Origin of the sequence: Stenotrophomonas maltophilia, assembly GCF_004920835.1 — a bacterium.
GTDB lineage: Bacteria > Pseudomonadota > Gammaproteobacteria > Xanthomonadales > Xanthomonadaceae > Stenotrophomonas > Stenotrophomonas maltophilia_AQ.
In genome coordinates, this window is sequence record NZ_QFHO01000007.1 from 85545 (window position 1) to 103724 (window position 18180).

15 protein-coding genes are annotated in these 18180 nt (G+C 65.1%); 5 read left to right on the forward strand and 10 right to left on the reverse strand.

What is annotated here, in order from left to right; genetic code table 11:
• Nucleotides 1-53: 53 nt before the first annotated feature.
• A complete protein-coding gene (locus tag DI041_RS07390; protein WP_046985107.1) occupies nt 54-446 on the forward strand; it encodes a hypothetical protein in 393 nt (130 codons plus the stop codon).
• Between the two features lie 119 nt (nt 447-565).
• Here DI041_RS07390 and DI041_RS07395 read toward each other — a convergent pair whose 3' ends face one another.
• The 4 genes from DI041_RS07395 to DI041_RS07415 form a co-directional block, all read right to left on the reverse strand.
• Nucleotides 566-2530, reverse strand: coding sequence for a M2 family metallopeptidase (locus DI041_RS07395; protein ID WP_125895308.1), 1965 nt, complete (start codon nt 2528-2530; stop codon nt 566-568).
• A 607-nt stretch (nt 2531-3137) separates the two neighbouring features.
• Entirely contained in the window at nt 3138-4787 is a 1650-nt protein-coding gene (locus DI041_RS07405; RefSeq protein ID WP_136639995.1) for a phosphoethanolamine transferase, read from the reverse strand.
• A complete protein-coding gene (locus DI041_RS07410) occupies nt 4784-5551 on the reverse strand; it encodes a phosphatase PAP2 family protein (RefSeq protein WP_136639994.1) in 768 nt (255 codons plus the stop codon). Before DI041_RS07410 ends, DI041_RS07405 begins: the two co-directional genes overlap by 4 nt.
• A gap of 111 nt (nt 5552-5662) precedes the next feature.
• The gene (locus tag DI041_RS07415) at nt 5663-7384 is read right to left on the reverse strand and encodes an ArnT family glycosyltransferase (RefSeq protein WP_428710404.1); all 1722 of its coding nucleotides are present in this window, start codon (nt 7382-7384) and stop codon (nt 5663-5665) included.
• Between the two features lie 112 nt (nt 7385-7496).
• Here DI041_RS07415 and DI041_RS07420 point away from each other — a divergent pair, with 112 nt between their 5' ends.
• On the forward strand, nt 7497-8210 hold the full coding sequence (locus DI041_RS07420; protein ID WP_136639992.1) for a response regulator transcription factor: 714 nt from the start codon (nt 7497-7499) through the stop codon (nt 8208-8210).
• Complete coding sequence (locus tag DI041_RS07425) at nt 8197-9480, forward strand: sensor histidine kinase (RefSeq protein ID WP_136639991.1); 1284 nt, start codon at nt 8197-8199, stop codon at nt 9478-9480. Before DI041_RS07420 ends, DI041_RS07425 begins: the two co-directional genes overlap by 14 nt.
• Before the next feature lie 103 nt (nt 9481-9583).
• Here DI041_RS07425 and DI041_RS07430 read toward each other — a convergent pair whose 3' ends face one another.
• A complete protein-coding gene (locus DI041_RS07430) occupies nt 9584-9994 on the reverse strand; it encodes a VOC family protein (RefSeq protein ID WP_136639990.1) in 411 nt (136 codons plus the stop codon).
• Between the two features lie 134 nt (nt 9995-10128).
• On the opposite strand from DI041_RS07430, the gene DI041_RS07435 reads away from it, so the two are divergent.
• Complete coding sequence (locus tag DI041_RS07435) at nt 10129-11379, forward strand: DUF819 family protein (protein ID WP_136639989.1); 1251 nt, start codon at nt 10129-10131, stop codon at nt 11377-11379.
• Nucleotides 11380-11746: 367 nt separating this feature from the next.
• Here the strand turns inward: DI041_RS07435 and DI041_RS07440 are convergent, their stop codons facing one another.
• Together DI041_RS07440 and DI041_RS07445 are read right to left on the reverse strand one after the other, a co-directional pair.
• Nucleotides 11747-11971 (reverse strand): YbdD/YjiX family protein, encoded by a 225-nt coding sequence (locus DI041_RS07440; protein ID WP_006383180.1) that lies wholly within the window; start codon nt 11969-11971, stop codon nt 11747-11749.
• A complete protein-coding gene (locus tag DI041_RS07445; RefSeq protein WP_136639988.1) occupies nt 11971-14052 on the reverse strand; it encodes a carbon starvation CstA family protein in 2082 nt (693 codons plus the stop codon). Before DI041_RS07445 ends, DI041_RS07440 begins: the two co-directional genes overlap by 1 nt.
• A 215-nt stretch (nt 14053-14267) precedes the next feature.
• Between DI041_RS07445 and DI041_RS07455 the strand changes: the two genes are divergently transcribed.
• A complete protein-coding gene (locus DI041_RS07455; protein ID WP_136639986.1) occupies nt 14268-15119 on the forward strand; it encodes a pirin family protein in 852 nt (283 codons plus the stop codon).
• Between the two features lie 83 nt (nt 15120-15202).
• Here DI041_RS07455 and DI041_RS07460 read toward each other — a convergent pair whose 3' ends face one another.
• The 3 genes from DI041_RS07460 to DI041_RS07470 all read right to left on the reverse strand — a co-directional run bounded on the left by DI041_RS07460 (nt 15203) and on the right by DI041_RS07470 (nt 17565).
• On the reverse strand, nt 15203-15661 hold the full coding sequence (locus tag DI041_RS07460; RefSeq protein ID WP_136639985.1) for a hypothetical protein: 459 nt from the start codon (nt 15659-15661) through the stop codon (nt 15203-15205).
• Nucleotides 15662-15857: 196 nt separating this feature from the next.
• On the reverse strand, nt 15858-16577 hold the full coding sequence (gene aqpZ, locus DI041_RS07465) for an aquaporin Z (protein ID WP_136639984.1): 720 nt from the start codon (nt 16575-16577) through the stop codon (nt 15858-15860).
• A 124-nt stretch (nt 16578-16701) separates the two neighbouring features.
• Nucleotides 16702-17565 carry a pirin family protein gene (locus tag DI041_RS07470; RefSeq protein WP_136639996.1) on the reverse strand — a complete coding sequence of 288 codons (864 nt, stop codon included), beginning with the start codon at nt 17563-17565 and terminating at the stop codon, nt 16702-16704.
• Nucleotides 17566-18180: the final 615 nt, after the last annotated feature.

The following is an 18180-nucleotide window of genomic DNA, read 5'->3' on the forward strand; positions in this document are numbered from 1 at the left end:
TGCTGCGGGCGGGGTGCGTTATCCTTGCGCCCCCCTCGCAGCGGTACCGCATCATGTCCACCAGCTCCAAGATCCGCCGCGACCAGCGCCGTCGCCAGGAAAAGCAGGCCGCCAACAAGGCAGCCGCGCAGGCCTCGCCGGTGGAGCCGCATGCCGAACTGCGCGACCCGCAGCGTACGCTGCTGGCCGGTATCGTCCGGCGCGATGGCGAATGGGTGCTGGGCATGGATGGCCGCATCGCCGGCCAGAGCGAGAGTGCTGCCCAGGTGCTGGCCTTGATCATGCAGGCCGGCGAACTGCACGAACGCAACGGCACGCCGGTGCGCCTGGTGTACTCGGATGCACTGCGTGATGCTGCGCAGGCCGAAGCGAAGGAAAAGGGCCAGACCTTCGAGGAATTCAAGGCCGAACTGGCCGCAGCGATGGCCGCGAAGAAGAACAGCTGACAGGCATTTCGGTAGAGCCGGCCGCTGGCCGGCTGCCCGTTGGGTCTTCATCGCGTAGTTGCCGGACAGCGGCCGGCACTACCAGAAAGGGGCGGATCCTCGCGGATCCGCCCCTTTTTTCATTTCGCCGCCGGTGCCGCGTTGGCCTGCCAGCCGCACATCTGGCCTTCGTTCTGCTGCTTCAGCCATTCGTTGACCGGGCTGAAGTACTCGATCATCGGGCCGGCATCGAGCTTGTCGGTGCCGGTCAGTTCCTTCAGCGTGGCCTGCCACGGCTGGCTGGCACCCTTGCTCAGCATCGCCCAGTACTTCTGGCCGGCTTCCTTGTTGCCGTAGAAGGTGCACTCATGCAGCGGGCCCTTGTAGCCGGAGGCATCGCACAGGCCCTTGTAGAACTGGAACTGCAGGATGCGCGCCAGGAAGTAGCGGGTGTACGGAGTGTTGCCCGGTACGTGGTACTTCGCGCCCGGATCGAAGAACTCTTCGCCGCGGGTGCTGGCCGGGGCCACGCCCTGGTACTTGGCCTTCAGGTCCCACCACGCCTTGTTGTAGTTGTCGGCGGTGATGGAGCCATCGAACACACCCCAGCGCCAGCGGTCGATCATCAGCCCGAACGGCAGGAACGACACACCCGACAGCGCCATGCGCATCTGGTTGTTGATGACCGCCTCGCGGCTTTCGGTCGGCGCATCGACCAGGCCGATCGAGCTGAGGTACTTGGGCGTCATCGCCAGCACGATGGTGTCGCCGATTGCTTCATGGAAGCCATCGTTGGCACCGCCCTGGAACAGCGGCGGCAGCGGGTTGTAGGCCAGGTCGTAATAGATGTGGCCCAGCTCGTGGTAGATGGTGGTGAAGTTCTCTTCGTTCGGCTTGATGCACATCTTGGTGCGCACGTCGCCTTCCATGTTCATGTCCCAGGCGCTGGCGTGGCAGACCACATCGCGGTCATCGGGCTTGATGAACTGGGTTTTTTCCCAGTAGGACTGCGGCAGCGACGGCATGCCCAGCGACACGTAGAAGTCCTGCGCGCGCTCGGTCATCTGCTTGGCGGTGCGCAGTTCGGCCTCGCGCTGCGCCTTGTACTGCGCCGCTACGTTGGCATCCTTGCCGGCCTTGGCCAGCGCCGCGCTAAGGTTGGTCTGGTACTGCTTTTCCAGCGCTGCAGTGATGTCCAGGCTGCCGGCGCCCGGGTACGGTTCCAGCTGGTCCCACAGGTTCGACCAGTCCTGCTGCCACATGTTGCCCAGCAGATGCGCCGCGATCAGGCCGTTGCCCACTTCGGCCTTGTCCTTGCCGTAGGTCTTGTCCAGCTTGCCGCGTGCATAGCAATGCAGCTGCTCGTACATCGGCTTGACCTGCTCCCACAGGCGGTCGGTTTCCGGGCCGATCTGCTCCGGCGGCATGTCGTAGCCGCTGCGCCACATCTGGCCGGCATCGGTGAAGCCCATGCCCTTGGCACCTTCGTTCACCAGGCCGACAAACTTCTGGTAGTCGCCGCGCATGCTCTTGGTGGTGCTGTGCCAGCCCTGCCATGCGTCGAGCTGCTTGTCGTAATCGCGGCTGCGCGCCAGCACCTGCTCCAGCTCGCCCAGCTGGCGGCAGGAGTTCGGATCGTTGGCATCGGTGCAGTACTTGCCGGCACCGTAGCTGCCTTCCATGCGGGTGGCGATCTGGGTCAGTTCTGCCAGCTTGGCCGGGTCACGGGGTGCCGGCATCGAGGACATCAGCTTCAGCAGGTGGATCGCGCGCTTGCTGTCCTCGCTCATCGGCTTGCCATCGAACTTGGCGGCCTGTTCGATCCAGCTGTTGAGCTGGGTCAGTGAGCGCTCGTTGGCCTTGGCCGCGATGCGTTCCGAATCACTGTTGATGTAGGTGGAGGACAGCCACTGCGCCGAGGTCATCTCCGGGTAGGCGGCCTTGAATTCGGCATTGATGCGGGCCACGAACTGGTCGGCGGTTTCGCCGGCCGGGGCGCTGCTGCTGGCGGTGTCGGTGCCTGGCGCAGCTTCCTTCTTGCAGGCGGCCAGGGCCAGCGTGGCGGCGGCGATTGCCGAGGCCAGCAGGAGATGACGGTGTTTCACGGGCGGTCCTTGGGTGGTGAACGACCGCCGAAGGCTAGTGGGCAGGCGTTGCCACCGCAAGTGGCGGAAGTCGGTAGGGTTCGGCAGGGCTGCGCCCTGCACCCGCAGAAGTAACGGCAACGGCCGAAGCAACAGCAGAAGCGGGCTATCCGTGGGATGGCGGCGCGGCGTGGGCTTGCAGGACACGCCGTAAACCCATCCATGGGGGCTCGATGGCGCCATCCATGGCGCCAACGGTCCTGCAAGCCCACACCGCCCCACCTCTGACAGATCGCGGCGGCCGTTGGTGGGTGTCGACCTTGGTCGACACATCTGTCAGGTATCGAAAATCAAAATGGGGTCGGATCCGTTTTCCTCAGGAAAACGGATCCGACCCCACGGTCGTTCCATCAGATCGCGGCAAACTGTCGAAGGCGGGGTGGGGCCGGTTGCGGGGGCGTGAGCCGCATGGATGCGGCGACCGGGCCTACATGGATGTATTTACGGCGCCCCCCGCAACCGGACCCACCCCGCCACCCCTCGGGAAACCCGCTTCTGCTGTTGCTTCGGCCGTTGCGGTTGACGTTGCCTCTGCAGGTGCAGGGCTGCAAGCCCTGCCGAACAACCCTCAACCTTCGCAGTTGGCGAACACGTCGCGGTCGCGCTCGTACAGCGATGTCTTCACCTGCATCAGACCCAGCACCGACGGGAACAGGTTGTCGTGGTCGGTATACGCTGCCGAACGTGTGCGCAGGCACTGCAGGTTCAATCCGCGGCTGCTGGCGAAGCCCTGCGAGAACCACATCGTCATCGGCACCCGGGTCTGTTCGGCCGGGGCGATCGCGTAAGGCACGCCGTGCAGGAACAGGCCCTTCTCGCCCAACGACTCGCCATGGTCGGACAGGTAGATCATCGCCGAGTCGTAGTCCTGCATGCCCTGCAACGTGCCGATGGTCCTGGTCAGGAAGTGATCGGTGTACAACACGGCGTTGTCGTAGCTGTTGGTGATTTCTTCGCGCGAGCAGCGGCCGATGTCACGGGTGTCGCAGGTCGGGGTGAAGCGTCGGAACGCCGGTGGGTAGCGCTCGAAGTAGGCCGGGCCATGGTTGCCCAGCTGATGCAGCACCACCACCCGGTCGCCCGGTTTCGCACGTACCTGGGCGGCCAGATCCTGCAACAGGATCTCGTCCATGCAGCGGCCATCGGCACACAGGCCCGGTGTGGTCGCGTCGGACAGCGACTGGAAGTCCAGGCCCTCGCACACGCCCTTGCAGCCGGACTGGTTGTCACGCCACAACGGGGCGATGCCGGCGCGGTTCAATACGTGCAGCAGCGACTGGTGTGCGCGGATCTTTTTCTCGTCGTAGTCGTGGCGGCCCCACGGCGAGAACAGACACGGCAGTGAGACTTCGGTGCTGGTGCCGCACGAATGCATGTCGGGGAAATTGACCACGCTGGCCTGTGCCAGTTCCGGGGTGGTGTTGCGCCCGCCGTTGAGGCCCCAGTTCTGCGCACGCACGGTCTCGCCCATGACGATCACCAGCAGGCGCGGCTTGCTGGCTGCTGCGCGTGGGGTGGCCTTGGCGTCGGTGCCGATCGGCAGCTTCGGTGCGCGCTGCACCGGGTTGTCGCCGCGCAGTGCACGCGGCAGGCCGAGCAGTACGTTGGCCGGGGTGGCCAGGTAACGCACTTCGCGCTGGTTGCGCATCAGTGCCGAAACATCCTGGAACGAAATCAGCGCACCGCCGAGTGCGGTCACCGCCGCCACCACCATGAAGCCGATGCGCCACAACAGGCTGCGGCCCCAGCTGCGGCGGCGCAGCTGCACGCGCCACAGCACCACCATCGGCAGCACTGCCAGCAGCAATACCGGCCACAGCAGCGACACCGTCATCAGCTCGCGGCTTTCCTTGGGATCGGTCGCCAGCACATTGCGCAGCATGTCCGCATCCAGATAGATGTGGTAGCGGCTCATGTAATGCGCAGCGAACGCGGTCACCAACAGCAGCACGCTGATCACCACCTTGGCGTTCCAGCGCCAGACCAGGATGCCCAGCAGCAGGCCGTGCGCGCCCAGCAGCAACAGCAGCAACGAAAGCGCGTAACGCAGGCTGCCCGGATGGCTGGCCATCGCGCTGTGCCAGAACAGGCCGTTGCCGGCTACTGCGAAGAACAGGCTGGTCAGCGTGATCAATACTTCGGTGGACAGCTGGGGACGCCAGCGAAGAAGACCCGCCAACGCAGGGAGGCGGGCGGGGCGTTGGACCGATGCACTCATGCGTTCGCCTCCTGGCGGTTGGGACGGTCCAGCTGACGGCGGATCAGGACGCGTTTGACGATCAGGTACAGGCCCAGCGAAAGCAGCCAGCAGATCATTGCAGTGGCAATGTCATGGGAAAGGAAGTGGGCGCCGCGCAGTTGCTGGCCGATGCCGAACACCAGACCAGCACCGAGGCCGATCCACAACCCGGCCCAGCGCCAGGCAGGACGCCACAACAGCGCGAAGAAGTACAGGCACAGCCAGGCGTAGCCGGCGCTGGCGTGGCCAGCGGGGAAGCAGGCCTGGGGCGACATGCCGCTTGGGCGCACGGTGAACAGCCCGATGAAAGGCTGGTGGCCGCCGTAGCGCAGCAGGTCCCAGGGGCATTCCATCGGCACCAGCGACTTCAGCAGGGAGATCACACCCGTGCCCAGCGCCATGGCAATTACGACATAAAGCAGCGCCCACCGCAGGGTGCGATCGCGACCCTTACGCCAGTGGTGGAAGCACAGCAGAATCGCCACAAGGGCAGCTGCCGTGCTCAGCCATTTGCCGGCTTTGTGCACCAGTGTGCGGGTGACAAAGGCGTCCTGCAGCGCCCAATGGCCGCCTTCGAGGCGGAACAGATGATCGGCCACCCACTGGTCGCCGCCGAAACCCATCAGCAGCGTAAACACGGGCAGACCGATTGCGACAGGCAGCCAGAGGTGAGTTACGGCAAATTTTGACGCCAGTGGCGATGTCGCAAGCGGTGCTACCGAATCAATGGGACGGACGGGCATGCTGGGAAAGGGCGGTTCGGGAATCCGCGGTCATGCTCGTCATCTGGATGTCGGAGAAGGGTCGGACGCTCGTTCGTGCCGGGTTAATGTTTGCCCGGCACATGTCAACGTTCAGTCTTCTTCGGCGGTCGACCCGGTCCGTTCGGCATGGCACTCGGGATCCCATGCCGTTCCTGGAAGCAATTGCCAACGATTGCGATTGGCAACACCAATATCAATCACCTTGGCCGGGTCCACGCAGGGGCTCATTGCATCGTCCAGCACCAGCAGCCAGCGCTTGCCCGGTGCCTCGGCCAGCCATGGGCCGGCGTCATGCCACTGTTCGGCCCACGGCCGCTTGAAGCCGAACTCGCGCACTGGGCGGTCGGCCTGCAACAGGTTCTGTTCGCGCCAGGCGACCAGGGCCAGTTCGGCGTCCGGGCCGATCCGCGCGCCGACCCTGCGCATCAGCGCCGAAGCCGAGGCATACGGATCCAGCGCCGGAATCAGCACCAGGCCGTAGAGCATCCACAACATGCCGTGGGTGAGCAGTACCAGCGTTGCAGCACGACGTACCCGCAACCACACGATCAGCGTGGCCAGGGCGATGGCGAAGGTCAGCAGGCCATCACCGAGCACTGGCAGCAGGGTGTCCGGCATTGCACGGCGTTCCAGCTGAGCCACCGCCCAGGGATGTTCGGTCATCAACATCACGCCGAGCACGCCGGTGGCCAGCATCAGCACCATGCTGTAGCCGAACAGGTAGCGGCGTACGCACAGGCGGCGCAGCAGGCCCGGCAGCAGCGGCGCTACGGCCAGGGCCAGCGCCGGCAGCATCGGCAACAGGTACACCTCGCGCTTGCCCGGGCTGGCGCTGAAGAACACCAGCACCAGTACGGCCCAGCCCAGCAACAGCCACTGCCGACGGTCGCCACGACGCAGGCGGCGCCACCAGGGCTTGAACAACATCGGCAGCAGCAGGCTGCCGGGCAGCCACAGCGTCAGAATCACCTGCAGGTAGTACCAGACCGGCTGCCGGTGGTGCCACGCATTGGCGTAGCGGGTGCCGGTCTGCTTGAACAACAGTTCATGTGCGTAGGCCTGCAGTTCGGCGCTGGGTGAATGCAGCAGGGCCCAGCCGAGCGGCGCCAGCCACACTCCCACGCCCAGCAGGAACGCGGGAATCAGCCACAGAAGCGTGGCAGGATGCGGGCCGTCCACGGTGTACCCGCGACGGCGCTGGTACAGCCACCAGCCGAACCAGGGCAGCACCATCAGCAGCGGCAGGAAGCCCACGCCCTTGGTCACGGTACCCAGCCCGGCGGCAAACCCCGCCAACCACAGTGCAGGCAGGTTGCGACGTTCGCACAGATGGCGCATCAGCCCCCACAGGGCCACGGTGGTCATACCGACCAGCGCCATGTCGATCTGCGCACGCTTGGCCATCAACCCGAACTGCAGGGTGCAGAAAAGCGCGGCCAGGGCATAGACGGAATGCCGCGGTGTCCACAGCCGCCGTGCCAGATCCGACACCAGCCACAGGCTGAGCAGGGCACCCAGCAATGACGGCAACAGGAACGACCACTGCCAGCTGCCGACAATTTCATAGGCGGCCGCCTGCAGCCACATGAATACCGGCGGCTTTTCCGCATACAGCTCGACGCCACGGTGCGGCAACAGCCATTGCCCGCTCTCGACCATGGTCCTGGCCGCCAGCACGAAGCGCGGCTCGTCCGGTGGCTGTGGCTGCCGAAGACCGATACCCGCTGCCAGCGCAGCGATGATCAGCAGCCACAACAGGGGCAGGCGCCATTGGCGGGGAAAGGCTACGGGCACGGCAGGCTCCGGGAGCAAAACAGCCACTTTGAGGTGACAAAGGTGGAAAAAGCGTCAGAACGGGGCAGGGCGACCGCATTCCGACATGAGCAGCGCTACCATGCTACGAACTTCCGTGGATGTTTCGTGCATGCGTCTGTTGGTGATCGAGGACAACCGCCAGCTGGTGGCCAACCTGTTCGACTATTTCGAGTCGCGCGGGCACGTGCTCGACGTGGCCCCGGATGGCATCACCGGCCTGCACCTGGCCGGCAGCCACCCCTACGATGCGGTGATCCTGGACTGGATGCTGCCGCGCATGGAGGGCCCCGAGGTGCTGCGCCGGCTGCGCGCCGAGCATGCTTCGGAGGTGCCGGTGATCATGCTGACCGCGCGCGACGAACTGCCGGACAAGATCGCCGGCTTCCGTGCCGGTGCCGATGACTACCTGACCAAGCCATTCGCGCTGCCTGAGCTGGAGGTACGGCTGGAGGCCCTGCTGCTGCGCGCACAGGGGCGCAACCCGCGCAAGCGGCTGCAGGTCGGCGACCTCGTGCTGGACCTTGCGACCCTGGAAGCCCAGCGTGAGGGCCAGGTGCTGCACCTGTACCCGGCCTGCCGCAAACTGCTGGAGGTGCTGATGCGGGCCAGTCCCGGTGCGGTCACCCGCCAGCAGCTGGAATTTGCCCTGTGGGGTGACGAACCGCCGGATGGCGACCTGCTGCGTTCACACGTCTACGAACTGCGCCGCAGCGTCGATGGGCCATTTGGCGAAAAGCTGATCCATACCCTGCCGCGGGTCGGTTATCGGTTGGCTGTGACCGCCGGCAGCGACGCTGGCAAGGATCCTGATGAAGGTGCGTAAGCCCGGCCCGCTGTACCGGCGCGTGCTGTGGTGGTTGCTGGGGTACCTGGCCCTGCTGTCACTGGCGGTGTTCAGCGTTGGCAACTACGTGCATGAGCATGCCGAGCACGCGGCGTGGCGCGCGCTGCTCAATTCCGAACTGGACAGCATCGTCGAGCATGTTGAACACGAGCCGCATTACCGCTGGCAGGATTCGGACACGCTCAGTCTCTACCGCTTCGATGCGATCAACCTGCCCGACAGCCTGCGCACCCTGCATCCCGGACTGCATGACGGGGTGATGGTGAAGGGCCGCGAGATGGCGGTGATGGTGCGCGAGACCCAGTCGATGGGACGGGTGGCGCTGGCGCTGGACATCTCCGACTTCCACGACCTGGAGCAGTTCGCGACCCGCTGGGTGATGCTGGCGGGCGTGATCATGATCTTCGTTACCGTACTGATGGCCTCGTTCGGCATGGAACGGATGGTGCGCCCGCTGAGCCTGCTGGCCCAGCACATTGCCACGTTGCGGCCGGGGGCGCAGGGCCAGCGCATCGATGTTGATCCGCGCGGCAGCTCCGAGCTGCACACGATTGCCGATGCACTGAACGACTACCTGGATCGCAACGAGCAGTTCGTCGAACGCGAGCGGGTGTTCATCAGCACGGCCAGCCATGAGCTGCGCACGCCGATCGCGGTGATGACCGGTGCCGCCGAGCTGGCGCTGGAGCAGCCGGGCCTGCCCGAGCGTGCGCGCCAGCAGATCCAGCGCGTGCTGCGCACCGCACAGGGCGTGGAGCAGCTGATCGAGCTGCTGCTGGTACTGGCCCGTGATCCGGATCGCCTGGCCTCGCGTGCCGAGCGCATCGCGCTGGACCAGTTGCTGCCGGAGATCGTCGACGATCATCGACACCTGCTGGGCGACAAGGACCTGAGCATCGGTATCCAGGCGGCGCCGGTGGACATTGTTGCGCCGCTGGCGGTGGTGCAGGCGGCGATCGGCAACCTGCTGCGCAATGCCATCGAGAACAGTGGGCGTGGGCATATCGAACTGCGGCTGAGCGCGTCGGCGGTGCTGACCCTGCAGGACCCCGGTCATGGCATGAGCCCCGAAGAGATCGCGGCGATCCATGCGCGGATGGCGCGGGGCGAGCGAACCGACCGCGGCGGCATCGGCCTGGACCTGATCGCGCGGCTGTGCGAGCACCTGGGCTGGACCCTGCAACTGCAACCCTGCGAACCGCGTGGCACGCGGGCGAGCCTGGACTTCAGCGCCTCGCGCCCATCCTGATCCAGATGCCCTGGTAGATGCCAACCTGGGTTGGCATGCTGTCCGTCGACCAAGGTCGACGCTTACCCAGGCAATGGCTGGCCGTGTCCCGGTAGATGCCAATCTAGGTTGGCATGCTGTCCGCGTCCCCGCCCGCCGGCCGCGCCACGTGCTGGTCGATCAGGATCACGTTGCCGTCGGGATCGGCCAGCTGCAGATAGCCCGTACCCTGGCCATCAGGATCGGTGCGGACCGCCAGTTCGATGCCCTTGGCATCCAGTGCGGCCTGCAGCTCACGCACGTCCTGGAAGCGGGGCAGTTCCTGCTTGTGCTGGTCCCAGCCGGGGTTGAAGGTCAGCAGATTGCCTTCGAACATGCCCTGGAACAGCCCGATCACCGTGCCGTTGCTGCGCATCACCAGCCAGTTCTGCGCCGGGTCACCGCCGGTGACTGAAAAGCCGAGGGCTTCGTAGAAGGTGCGGGAAACCGCGAGATCCTTCACCGAGAGGCTGACCGAAAAGGCGCCAAGCTGCATGAGTGGGCTCCCTGAGGGGATGTGGTCGTGGTCGGCACTGCAGCATGACCCGGCGTGAAGACAATGTTAATCTCATCCTGCGCCGCTTCATGCGGCGCTTTTTTTTCCCGCTCTTTCGATCGACAGAGGATCCCATGCCGACCGAACCCGCTACTGCCCTGATCAGCAACGACATCGTTGGCCTGGGCCTGATTGCCGCCACCCTCGCCCTGATCTTCTGGGCTGCCAGTGGTCCGACGCCCTTGCTGAAGAAGATCTTCGCCTGGGTGCCGGCACTGCTCTTGTGTTACTTCATTCCGGCCATCTACAACACCGCCGGTGTCATCGATGGCCACAACACTTCGTTGTACAACCCGGTCGCGCGTGATGTGCTGTTGCCTGCCGCGCTGGTCCTGCTGACGTTGTCGATCGACCTGAAGGGCGTCATCAAGCTGGGTCCGAAGCTGCTGCTGGTGTTCTGTGCCGGCACCGCCGGCATCATGCTCGGTGCCATCGTCTCGTTCCAGGTGATGAAGCTGATCCATCCGGAAACGGTGGCCGGTGATACCTGGGCCGGCATGGCCGCACTGGCCGGCAGCTGGATCGGTGGCGGTGCCAACATGGTCGCCATGCGCGAAGTGTTCGGTACCGATGCCACCACCTTCGGCCAGTTCGCCGTAGTCGATGTGGCCTGCGCCAGCCTGTGGATGGCAATCCTGCTGTTCATGGCCAACCGCGCGCAGCAGATCGACACCCGCAACGGTGCCGACACCCGTGCCATCGACGAAATGAAGGCACGCATCAGTGCCTACGAGGCGCAGAACGCACGCATTCCCAGCATGACCGACCTGATGGTGATTGTGGGTGTGGCTTTGGGTGGCGTCGGCCTTGCGCATGCGATCGCCGCGCCGCTGTCGGGCTGGTTCAAGTCCAACGTCAGCTGGGCCAGCCAGTTCAGCCTGGACAGCCAGTTCGTGTGGGTGATCCTGCTGTCCACCGCGATGGGCCTGACGCTCAGCTTCACCCGCGCGCGCCGCCTGGAAGCCGCCGGTGCATCGCGGCTGGGCACGGTGTTCCTGTACTTCCTGATCGCCTGCATCGGCATGCAGATGAACCTGTTGTCGCTGCTGGATCGGCCGTGGCTGTTCCTGCTTGGTGCAATCTGGATGGCGACCCATGTGCTGGTGCTGTGGGTGGTGGCCAAGCTGCTGCGCGCACCGCTGTTCTTCTTCGCGATTGGTTCGCAGGGCAACATCGGTGCGGCGGCATCTGCCCCGGTGGTCGCAGCGGCCTTCCATCCGACACTGGCGCCGGTAGGCGTGCTGCTGGGTACGGTCGGCTATGCCACAGGCACGGGGCTGGCCTATGTAACCGGCCTGATCCTGAAGTGGATGGCCGGTGCCTGAGTTCTGACCTGACGGACATGTTCCGGGTTCACGGCAAGTGCCGTGAACCCGCGCTCCCCGTGTAGAGCCGAGCCCACGCTCGGCTTTCTTTTTGCCTGCCACCAGGTAGATCCACGCCATGCGTGGATGCATTTCACGGGTATCCATGAACAAAGAAGGGGTCGGATCCGTTTCCCAGAGGAAACGGATCCGACCCCGGATGTTTCTTGCCGTCACCGGAAATCTGTCGACGGTGGGGTGGTGTCGGATGGCGGGGCGTCCCCGCCATCCGACACCACCCCGCCAAATCCACGGAAAACCAGAGCCGACGCTTCGGCCGTTGCCGTTGTCTCTGCGGGCGCCGGGCTGCAAGCCCGGCACCCAATCCTCAACAGCAGCGTCCGCCGTTGCGTCCGCCGTAGCGCGCTTCCTGACGTTCGCGGAAGAACGTCTTGTAGTCCATCGGCTGCTGGTCCGGATGCTTCTCCAGCATGTGCCGGACGTAGTTGTCGTAATCAGGAATGCCACAGCACAGTCGTGCGGTCTGCACCAGGCGCCGCCAGATGCGGCGGTGCGCCTGGTACTGGCCGACGGGAACCAGTTGGGTACTCATCACAGGTCCACCATTTCATGCGGCTTCAGTGCCACGTACGGGGTTTCACGGTCAGTCCGCTGCGGATTGCGGCGTGCCGCCAGGATGGTCTTGATCGAATACACCAGCACCGCACCGACCACCAGCAGGAACAGCGCGGTCAGGCCGGTATTGACGTAGGCGTTGACCACGATCTGCTTCATCTGCGCCACCGACTTGGCCGGCGCGGTGATGGTGTCGCTGGCCAGGGCAGCCTGGAACTTGTGTGCCTGCGCCAGGAAGCCCTGTGCCGGGTTGCTGTCGAAGATCTTGATGAAGCCGGCGTAGGTGGTGCAGATCAGCAGCCACACGGCCGGTACGGCAGTGACCCACGCATAGCGGTCACGCTTCATCTTGAACAGCACCACCGTACCCAGCATCAGCGCGATACCGGCCAGCATCTGGTTGGAGATGCCGAACAGTGGCCACAAGGTCTGGATGCCGCCGAACGGATCGACCACGCCGGTGTACAGCAGGTAGCCCCACAGCGCCACGCAGCCGGCGGTACCGATGATGTTGGCGGTCCACGACTCGGTTTTCTTCAGCGCCGGCACGAAGTTGCCCAGCAGGTCCTGCAGCATGAAGCGTCCGGCGCGGGTGCCGGCATCCACGGCGGTCAGGATGAACAGCGCTTCGAACAGGATCGCGAAGTGGTACCAGAACGCCATCATCGCGTCGCTGCTGCTCGGTATCGCCTGGTGCAGGATCTGCGCGATGCCGACTGCCAGCGTTGGCGCACCACCGGCGCGATGCAGGATGGTCGGCTCACCAATGGCCGCCGCGGTCGCGGTCAGCTGCTCGGGCGTGATGGTGAAGCCCCAGGTGTTGGTGATGTAGTGCGCGGCGGAGGCCGCATCGGCACCGATCACGGCGGCCGGGCTGTTCATGGCGAAGTAGATGCCCGGATCGATGATCGATGCGGCCACCAGTGCCATCACCGCCACGAACGATTCCATCAGCATGCCGCCGTAGCCGATGTAGCGCATGTGCGCTTCATTGGCCAGCAGCTTCGGTGTGGTGCCGGAGGAAATCAGCGCATGGAAGCCGGAGACCGCACCGCAGGCGATGGTGATGAACAGGAACGGGAACATGCCGCCCTTCCACACCGGGCCATCACCGCTGGCGGCGAACTGGGTCAGTGCCGGCATCTTCAATTCCGGCATCACCACGAGGATGCCGATGGCCAGCGCGATGATGGTGCCGATCTTGAGGAAGGTCGACAGGTAGTCGCGCGGGGCCAGCAGCAGCCACACCGGCAGCACCGAGGCGACGAAGCCGTAGCCGATCAGCATCCAGGTGATCTGGGTGCCGGTGAAGGTGAAGGCCGGGCCCCAGGTCGGGTCCGCTGCTACCTTGCCGCCGAACCAGATTGCTGCCAGCAGCAGGATCAGGCCGACCACCGAGATCTCGCCGATCTTGCCGGGGCGGATGTAGCGCATGTACACGCCCATCAGGATGGCGATCGGCATCGTTGCGATTACCGTGAACATGCCCCACGGACTTTCCGCCAGCGCCTTGACCACCACCATCGCCAGCACGGCCAGAATGATGATCATGATCAGGAACGCACCGAACAACGCGATGGTGCCGGGCACCTGGCCCATCTCCTCGCGGACCAGGTCGCCCAGCGAACGGCCGTTGCGGCGGCTGGACAGGAACAGGACCATGAAGTCCTGTACCGCGCCGGCCAGCACCACGCCGACCACCAGCCACAACAGGCCGGGCAGGTAACCCATCTGCGCGGCCAGTACCGGGCCTACCAGCGGACCTGCACCGGCAATGGCGGCGAAGTGATGGCCGAACAGTACGTGTTTGTTGGTCGGGACGTAGTCCAGGCCATCGTTGTTGATCACCGCCGGAGTGGCCCGGGTCGGATCGAGCTGCATCACCTTGTTGGCGATGAACAGGCTGTAGAAGCGGTAGGCGACGAGGTACAGCGACACAGCGGCGACGACGATCCACAGGGCATTGATGTGTTCGCCGCGGCGCAATGCCACGGTGCCCAGACAGAACGCGCCGAGCAGAGCGAGTACCGCCCAGCCCAGTTTGGAAAACCCTTTCATGAGGTGCTCTCTCCCGGAAAGACTGTCAAAGAGTCCCGCTTGCCCACGGCAGGGTCAATCGGCACAGGACGAATCGGCGTTAGTACTTTGGTCGTACGCAGGGGGGGCTGACGTGCAGCGAACATCAGGGATGGAACAATTGGTTGCGGTGCCATCCATTGGCGTACGGCCATGTGGCGTCCATCTTCACTGGCATCCATACAACAGGAGTCGCCATGAGCCTTCCCGAGCCGGTCCGCGTGCTGCGTACCATCCGTGGCATGCCCACCTCCGACGGTGCCGGTGTGCGCCTCACCCGCGTCATCGGTGGCCCGACGCTGCCCGACCTGGATCCGTTCCTGCTGCTCGATGAATTCGGCACCGATCGCGCCGAGGACTACATCGCCGGCTTCCCGGAACACCCGCACCGCGGTTTCGAGACCGTCACCTACATGCTCGACGGGCGCATGCGGCACCGCGACAACCACGGTAACGAAGGCCTGCTGACCCCTGGCAGCGTGCAGTGGATGACCGCCGGCCGCGGCCTGGTGCATTCGGAGATGCCTGAGCAGGAAAGCGGGCAGATGCGCGGTTTCCAGCTGTGGGTGAACCTGCCGGCGAAGGAGAAGATGAGCGACCCGAAGTACCAGGAATTCGCGCCGGAGCGCATTCCGGTGGTGAAGCCGGAAGCCGGCGTGGAAGTGAAGGTGATCGCCGGCAGCGTGGACGGTACCCACGGCCCGATCGTGCAGCCGGCCACTGATCCGCTCTACCTCGACATCACGCTGGCACCGGATCGGGCCTGGACCTACGCGCTGCCGGAAGGGCACAACGCGTTTGCCTATGTGTTCGAAGGTGCAATGACCGTGGGTGAGCAGGACGCCGCGCGCGACGTTGCACGCCAGGAACTGGCGGTGCTGGGCGGTGGCGAACAGCTGCATGTTTCGGCCGGCAGCGAAGGCGCGCGGTTGATCCTGGTGGCCGGCCGTCCGTTGCGCGAGCCGGTGATGCGGCACGGCCCGTTCGTGATGAACACGCGGCAGGAACTGATGCAGGCCTTCGTCGATTTCCAGGAAGGCAAGTTCTGAGGGGGGACGCCGGGCCATGCCCGGCGGATGTCCAGCGCGTTGGATGCGGCGGGGATGCTGCCAGGCAGTCATCCCCGTCACGGTCAGCGACCGGCGGCCACGGCCGACGGGGTCAGGCTCATGCCCTGCGCCAGCTGCTGCAGCGAGCCCAGTTCCTGCGGGCTGTCCGGATACAGCGAAATCTGCGCGTAACGCCCTTTGTCGAGCTTGACCACACTGATGCGGCGCTCGGCATAGCCCGGAGGCTGCTGGCCACCGAGGTCCGGCTGGTACCAGTAGAGTGACTCACCACCGAAGCTGCCCTTTTCCTGGCGCAGCGAACGGTTCAGGGGAATGGACGGGTCACGTGCGCTGAGCATCAGGCTCAGCACTTCACGACCATCGCCGGTGCTGGCGCGGCAGACCAGGAAATCGGTCTGCACCAGCTGCTGCCATTGCAGGCCACTGCTGGCCGGCAGCGAAGGGCATTCGGTGGGAGCCTGTGCGGCGGCGTGGGCCGCAGCGAACAGCAGGCTCGACAACACTACAGGTGCGAACTTCATGCATCCCCCAAGGTGATGTGTCGTTTGGCTCCGCCACAGGGGCGGCGGCCTTGGCATCCCATCCCCGGATGCCGCCCCGTCCGGCATGTGCACGGACGGTCAACTCAACCTTAACGGAACGTGAGCGATCGCACAAATCGCGGTTACACGAGTAACCATTGCGGCCGACGGTCGGCCGCAATGGTCCGCACAGGACTCAGCGGTCGTTGCCGAGCCACTTGTAGATGATGCCGCCGATCGCGCCGCCCAGCAGTGGGGCGACCCAGAACAGCCACAGCTGGCTGATCGCGCCGCTGCCGGCGAAGAAGGCCACGGCGGTGGAGCGGGCCGGGTTCACCGAGGTGTTGGTGACCGGGATGCTGATCAGGTGGATCAGGGTCAGCGACAGGCCGATCGCCAGCGGCGCGAACCCGGCCGGTGCCTTGCCGTGGGTGGCGCCCATGATCACGATCAGGAACACCGCGGTGAGCACCACTTCGCACAGGAAGGCCGCTGCCACGCTGTAACCACCGGGCGACAGTGCGCCGTAGCCGTTGCTGGCGAACGCACCAGCCTGGCTGCCATCGATGGCGAAGCCGCTGGCGCCCGAGGCGATCTGCAGCAGGATGAAACCGGCCAGCAGGCCGCCAGCGACCTGGGCGATGATGTACGGGATCAGGTCCTTGGTCGGGAAACGACCGCCGGCCCACAGGCCGACACTGACCGCGGGGTTGAAGTGCGCGCCGGAGATGTGGCCGAACGCATAGGCGCCGGTCACCACGGTCAGGCCGAAGGCCAGGGCCACGCCAAGGAAACCGATACCCAGCGGATTGCCGTCGCCACCGAACTTGGCGGCCAGCACCGCACTACCGCAGCCACCCAGAACCAGCCAGAACGTGCCGAGGAATTCGGCGGACAAGCGTTTACCCATGCTCATGTGTTGCACTCCTTTGAAAGATGTCCGAACTGTGTGGTCGGTCACATTTCAGTGACCGGCGAGTGACGATAGCGTCAACGCCGGGTGCAGGGATACACCTACGGGTGTGTGCAACACGCGATGTTCAGTACTGCGGCAGCGGAATGAACTCCTTGTCATCGCCCGGGATGGTGCCGAAGCGGCCGGCTTCCCAGTCGTGCTTGGCCTGCTCGATGCGCTCCTTCGAGCTGGAGACGAAGTTCCACCACAGGTGACGCGGCCCGTCCAGCGGCTCTCCACCGAACAGCATCGCCTTGACTGGCGTCTTCGCGCGCAGGCGGCCCACCGCACCGGCTTCCGGGATCACCAGGTGCTGGGCGGGGATGTCAACGCCATCCAACTGCGCGTCGCCTTCGAGGATGTACAGCGCGCGCTCGCGGTGGCCATTGTCGATATCGATTTCCGCATCCGGGTCGAGGTCGATCGCCACGTTGAGGGTGTCGGCGAACACCTTCACCGGCGATTCCTCGCCGTAGGCGCGGCCGGCGATCACCCGCAGCCAGACACCATTGCGACGCTGCTCGGGCAGGGTGGCCGCGGCATGGTGGTAGAACGCCGGCTCGATTTCCTCATGCGACTTCGGCAGTGCGACCCAGGTCTGCATGCCGTGGATCGGGTTGTCGTGATCGCGGTCCGGTTGCGGCGTGCGTTCGGAATGGGCGATGCCGCGGCCAGCGGTCATCCAGTTGACGTCACCGGGGCGGATCACCTGGTCCGAGCCCAGCGTGTCGCGGTGGCCGATGGCGCCCGACCACAGGTAGGTGACGGTGGCCAGGCCGATGTGCGGATGCGGGCGCACATCGATGGCGGTGCCGGGGTGCATGAGCGCGGGCCCCATCTGATCGACGAACACGAACGAACCAATGCTGCGTGCCTGCAGGGTGGGGACGGCGCGTCGGACTTCGAGTCCGCCGATGTCGTGCACGCGCGGAGCGATGATGGTGGTCATGCGGGCGTTCTCGCTGGCAGGGATCAAGGCGGTCAGCATCGCATGCGGTGGTGGCGGTGACATTCCCCGTCCGGGTAACAGGTTGTTCCAGCCAACGGCGCAGCCCCTCGTGGCTGTGGGTTGGTCGCTGAAGGCGAAAGCAGAAGCCGCGCTTGGCCGGGCGGGTGGGTGGCGCAGGACACGCCGTAAACCCGTCCATGGGGGCTCGATGGCGCCATCCATGGCGCCAACGGTCCTGCGCCACCCACACGCCCGGCCTCTGACGGTTTCCGTGTGCTGTCCAGCCACGGAGAAGAAAAAAGAAAATCAAAATCAAAATCAAACGCCGGTCGCTTCGCTCCTGGTGGCAACCAAGGTAGCCACCCACCAGTTCGCAGTAGCCATCAACCAGATTCGCGGTTCACCGACCGTCACCGGGAAACTGTCAGGGGTGGGGCGGTGTGAGTTGGCAGGACCGTTGGCGCCATGGATGGCGCCATCGAGCCCCCATGGATGGGTTTACGGCGTGTCCTGCCAACTCACACCGCCCCGCCCAACAAACAGAAAAGCCAGAGCCGGCTGTTGCTCCGGCTCTGGCTTTTGCTTCGGCGGTTGCTGTTGCTGTTGCCTATGCGG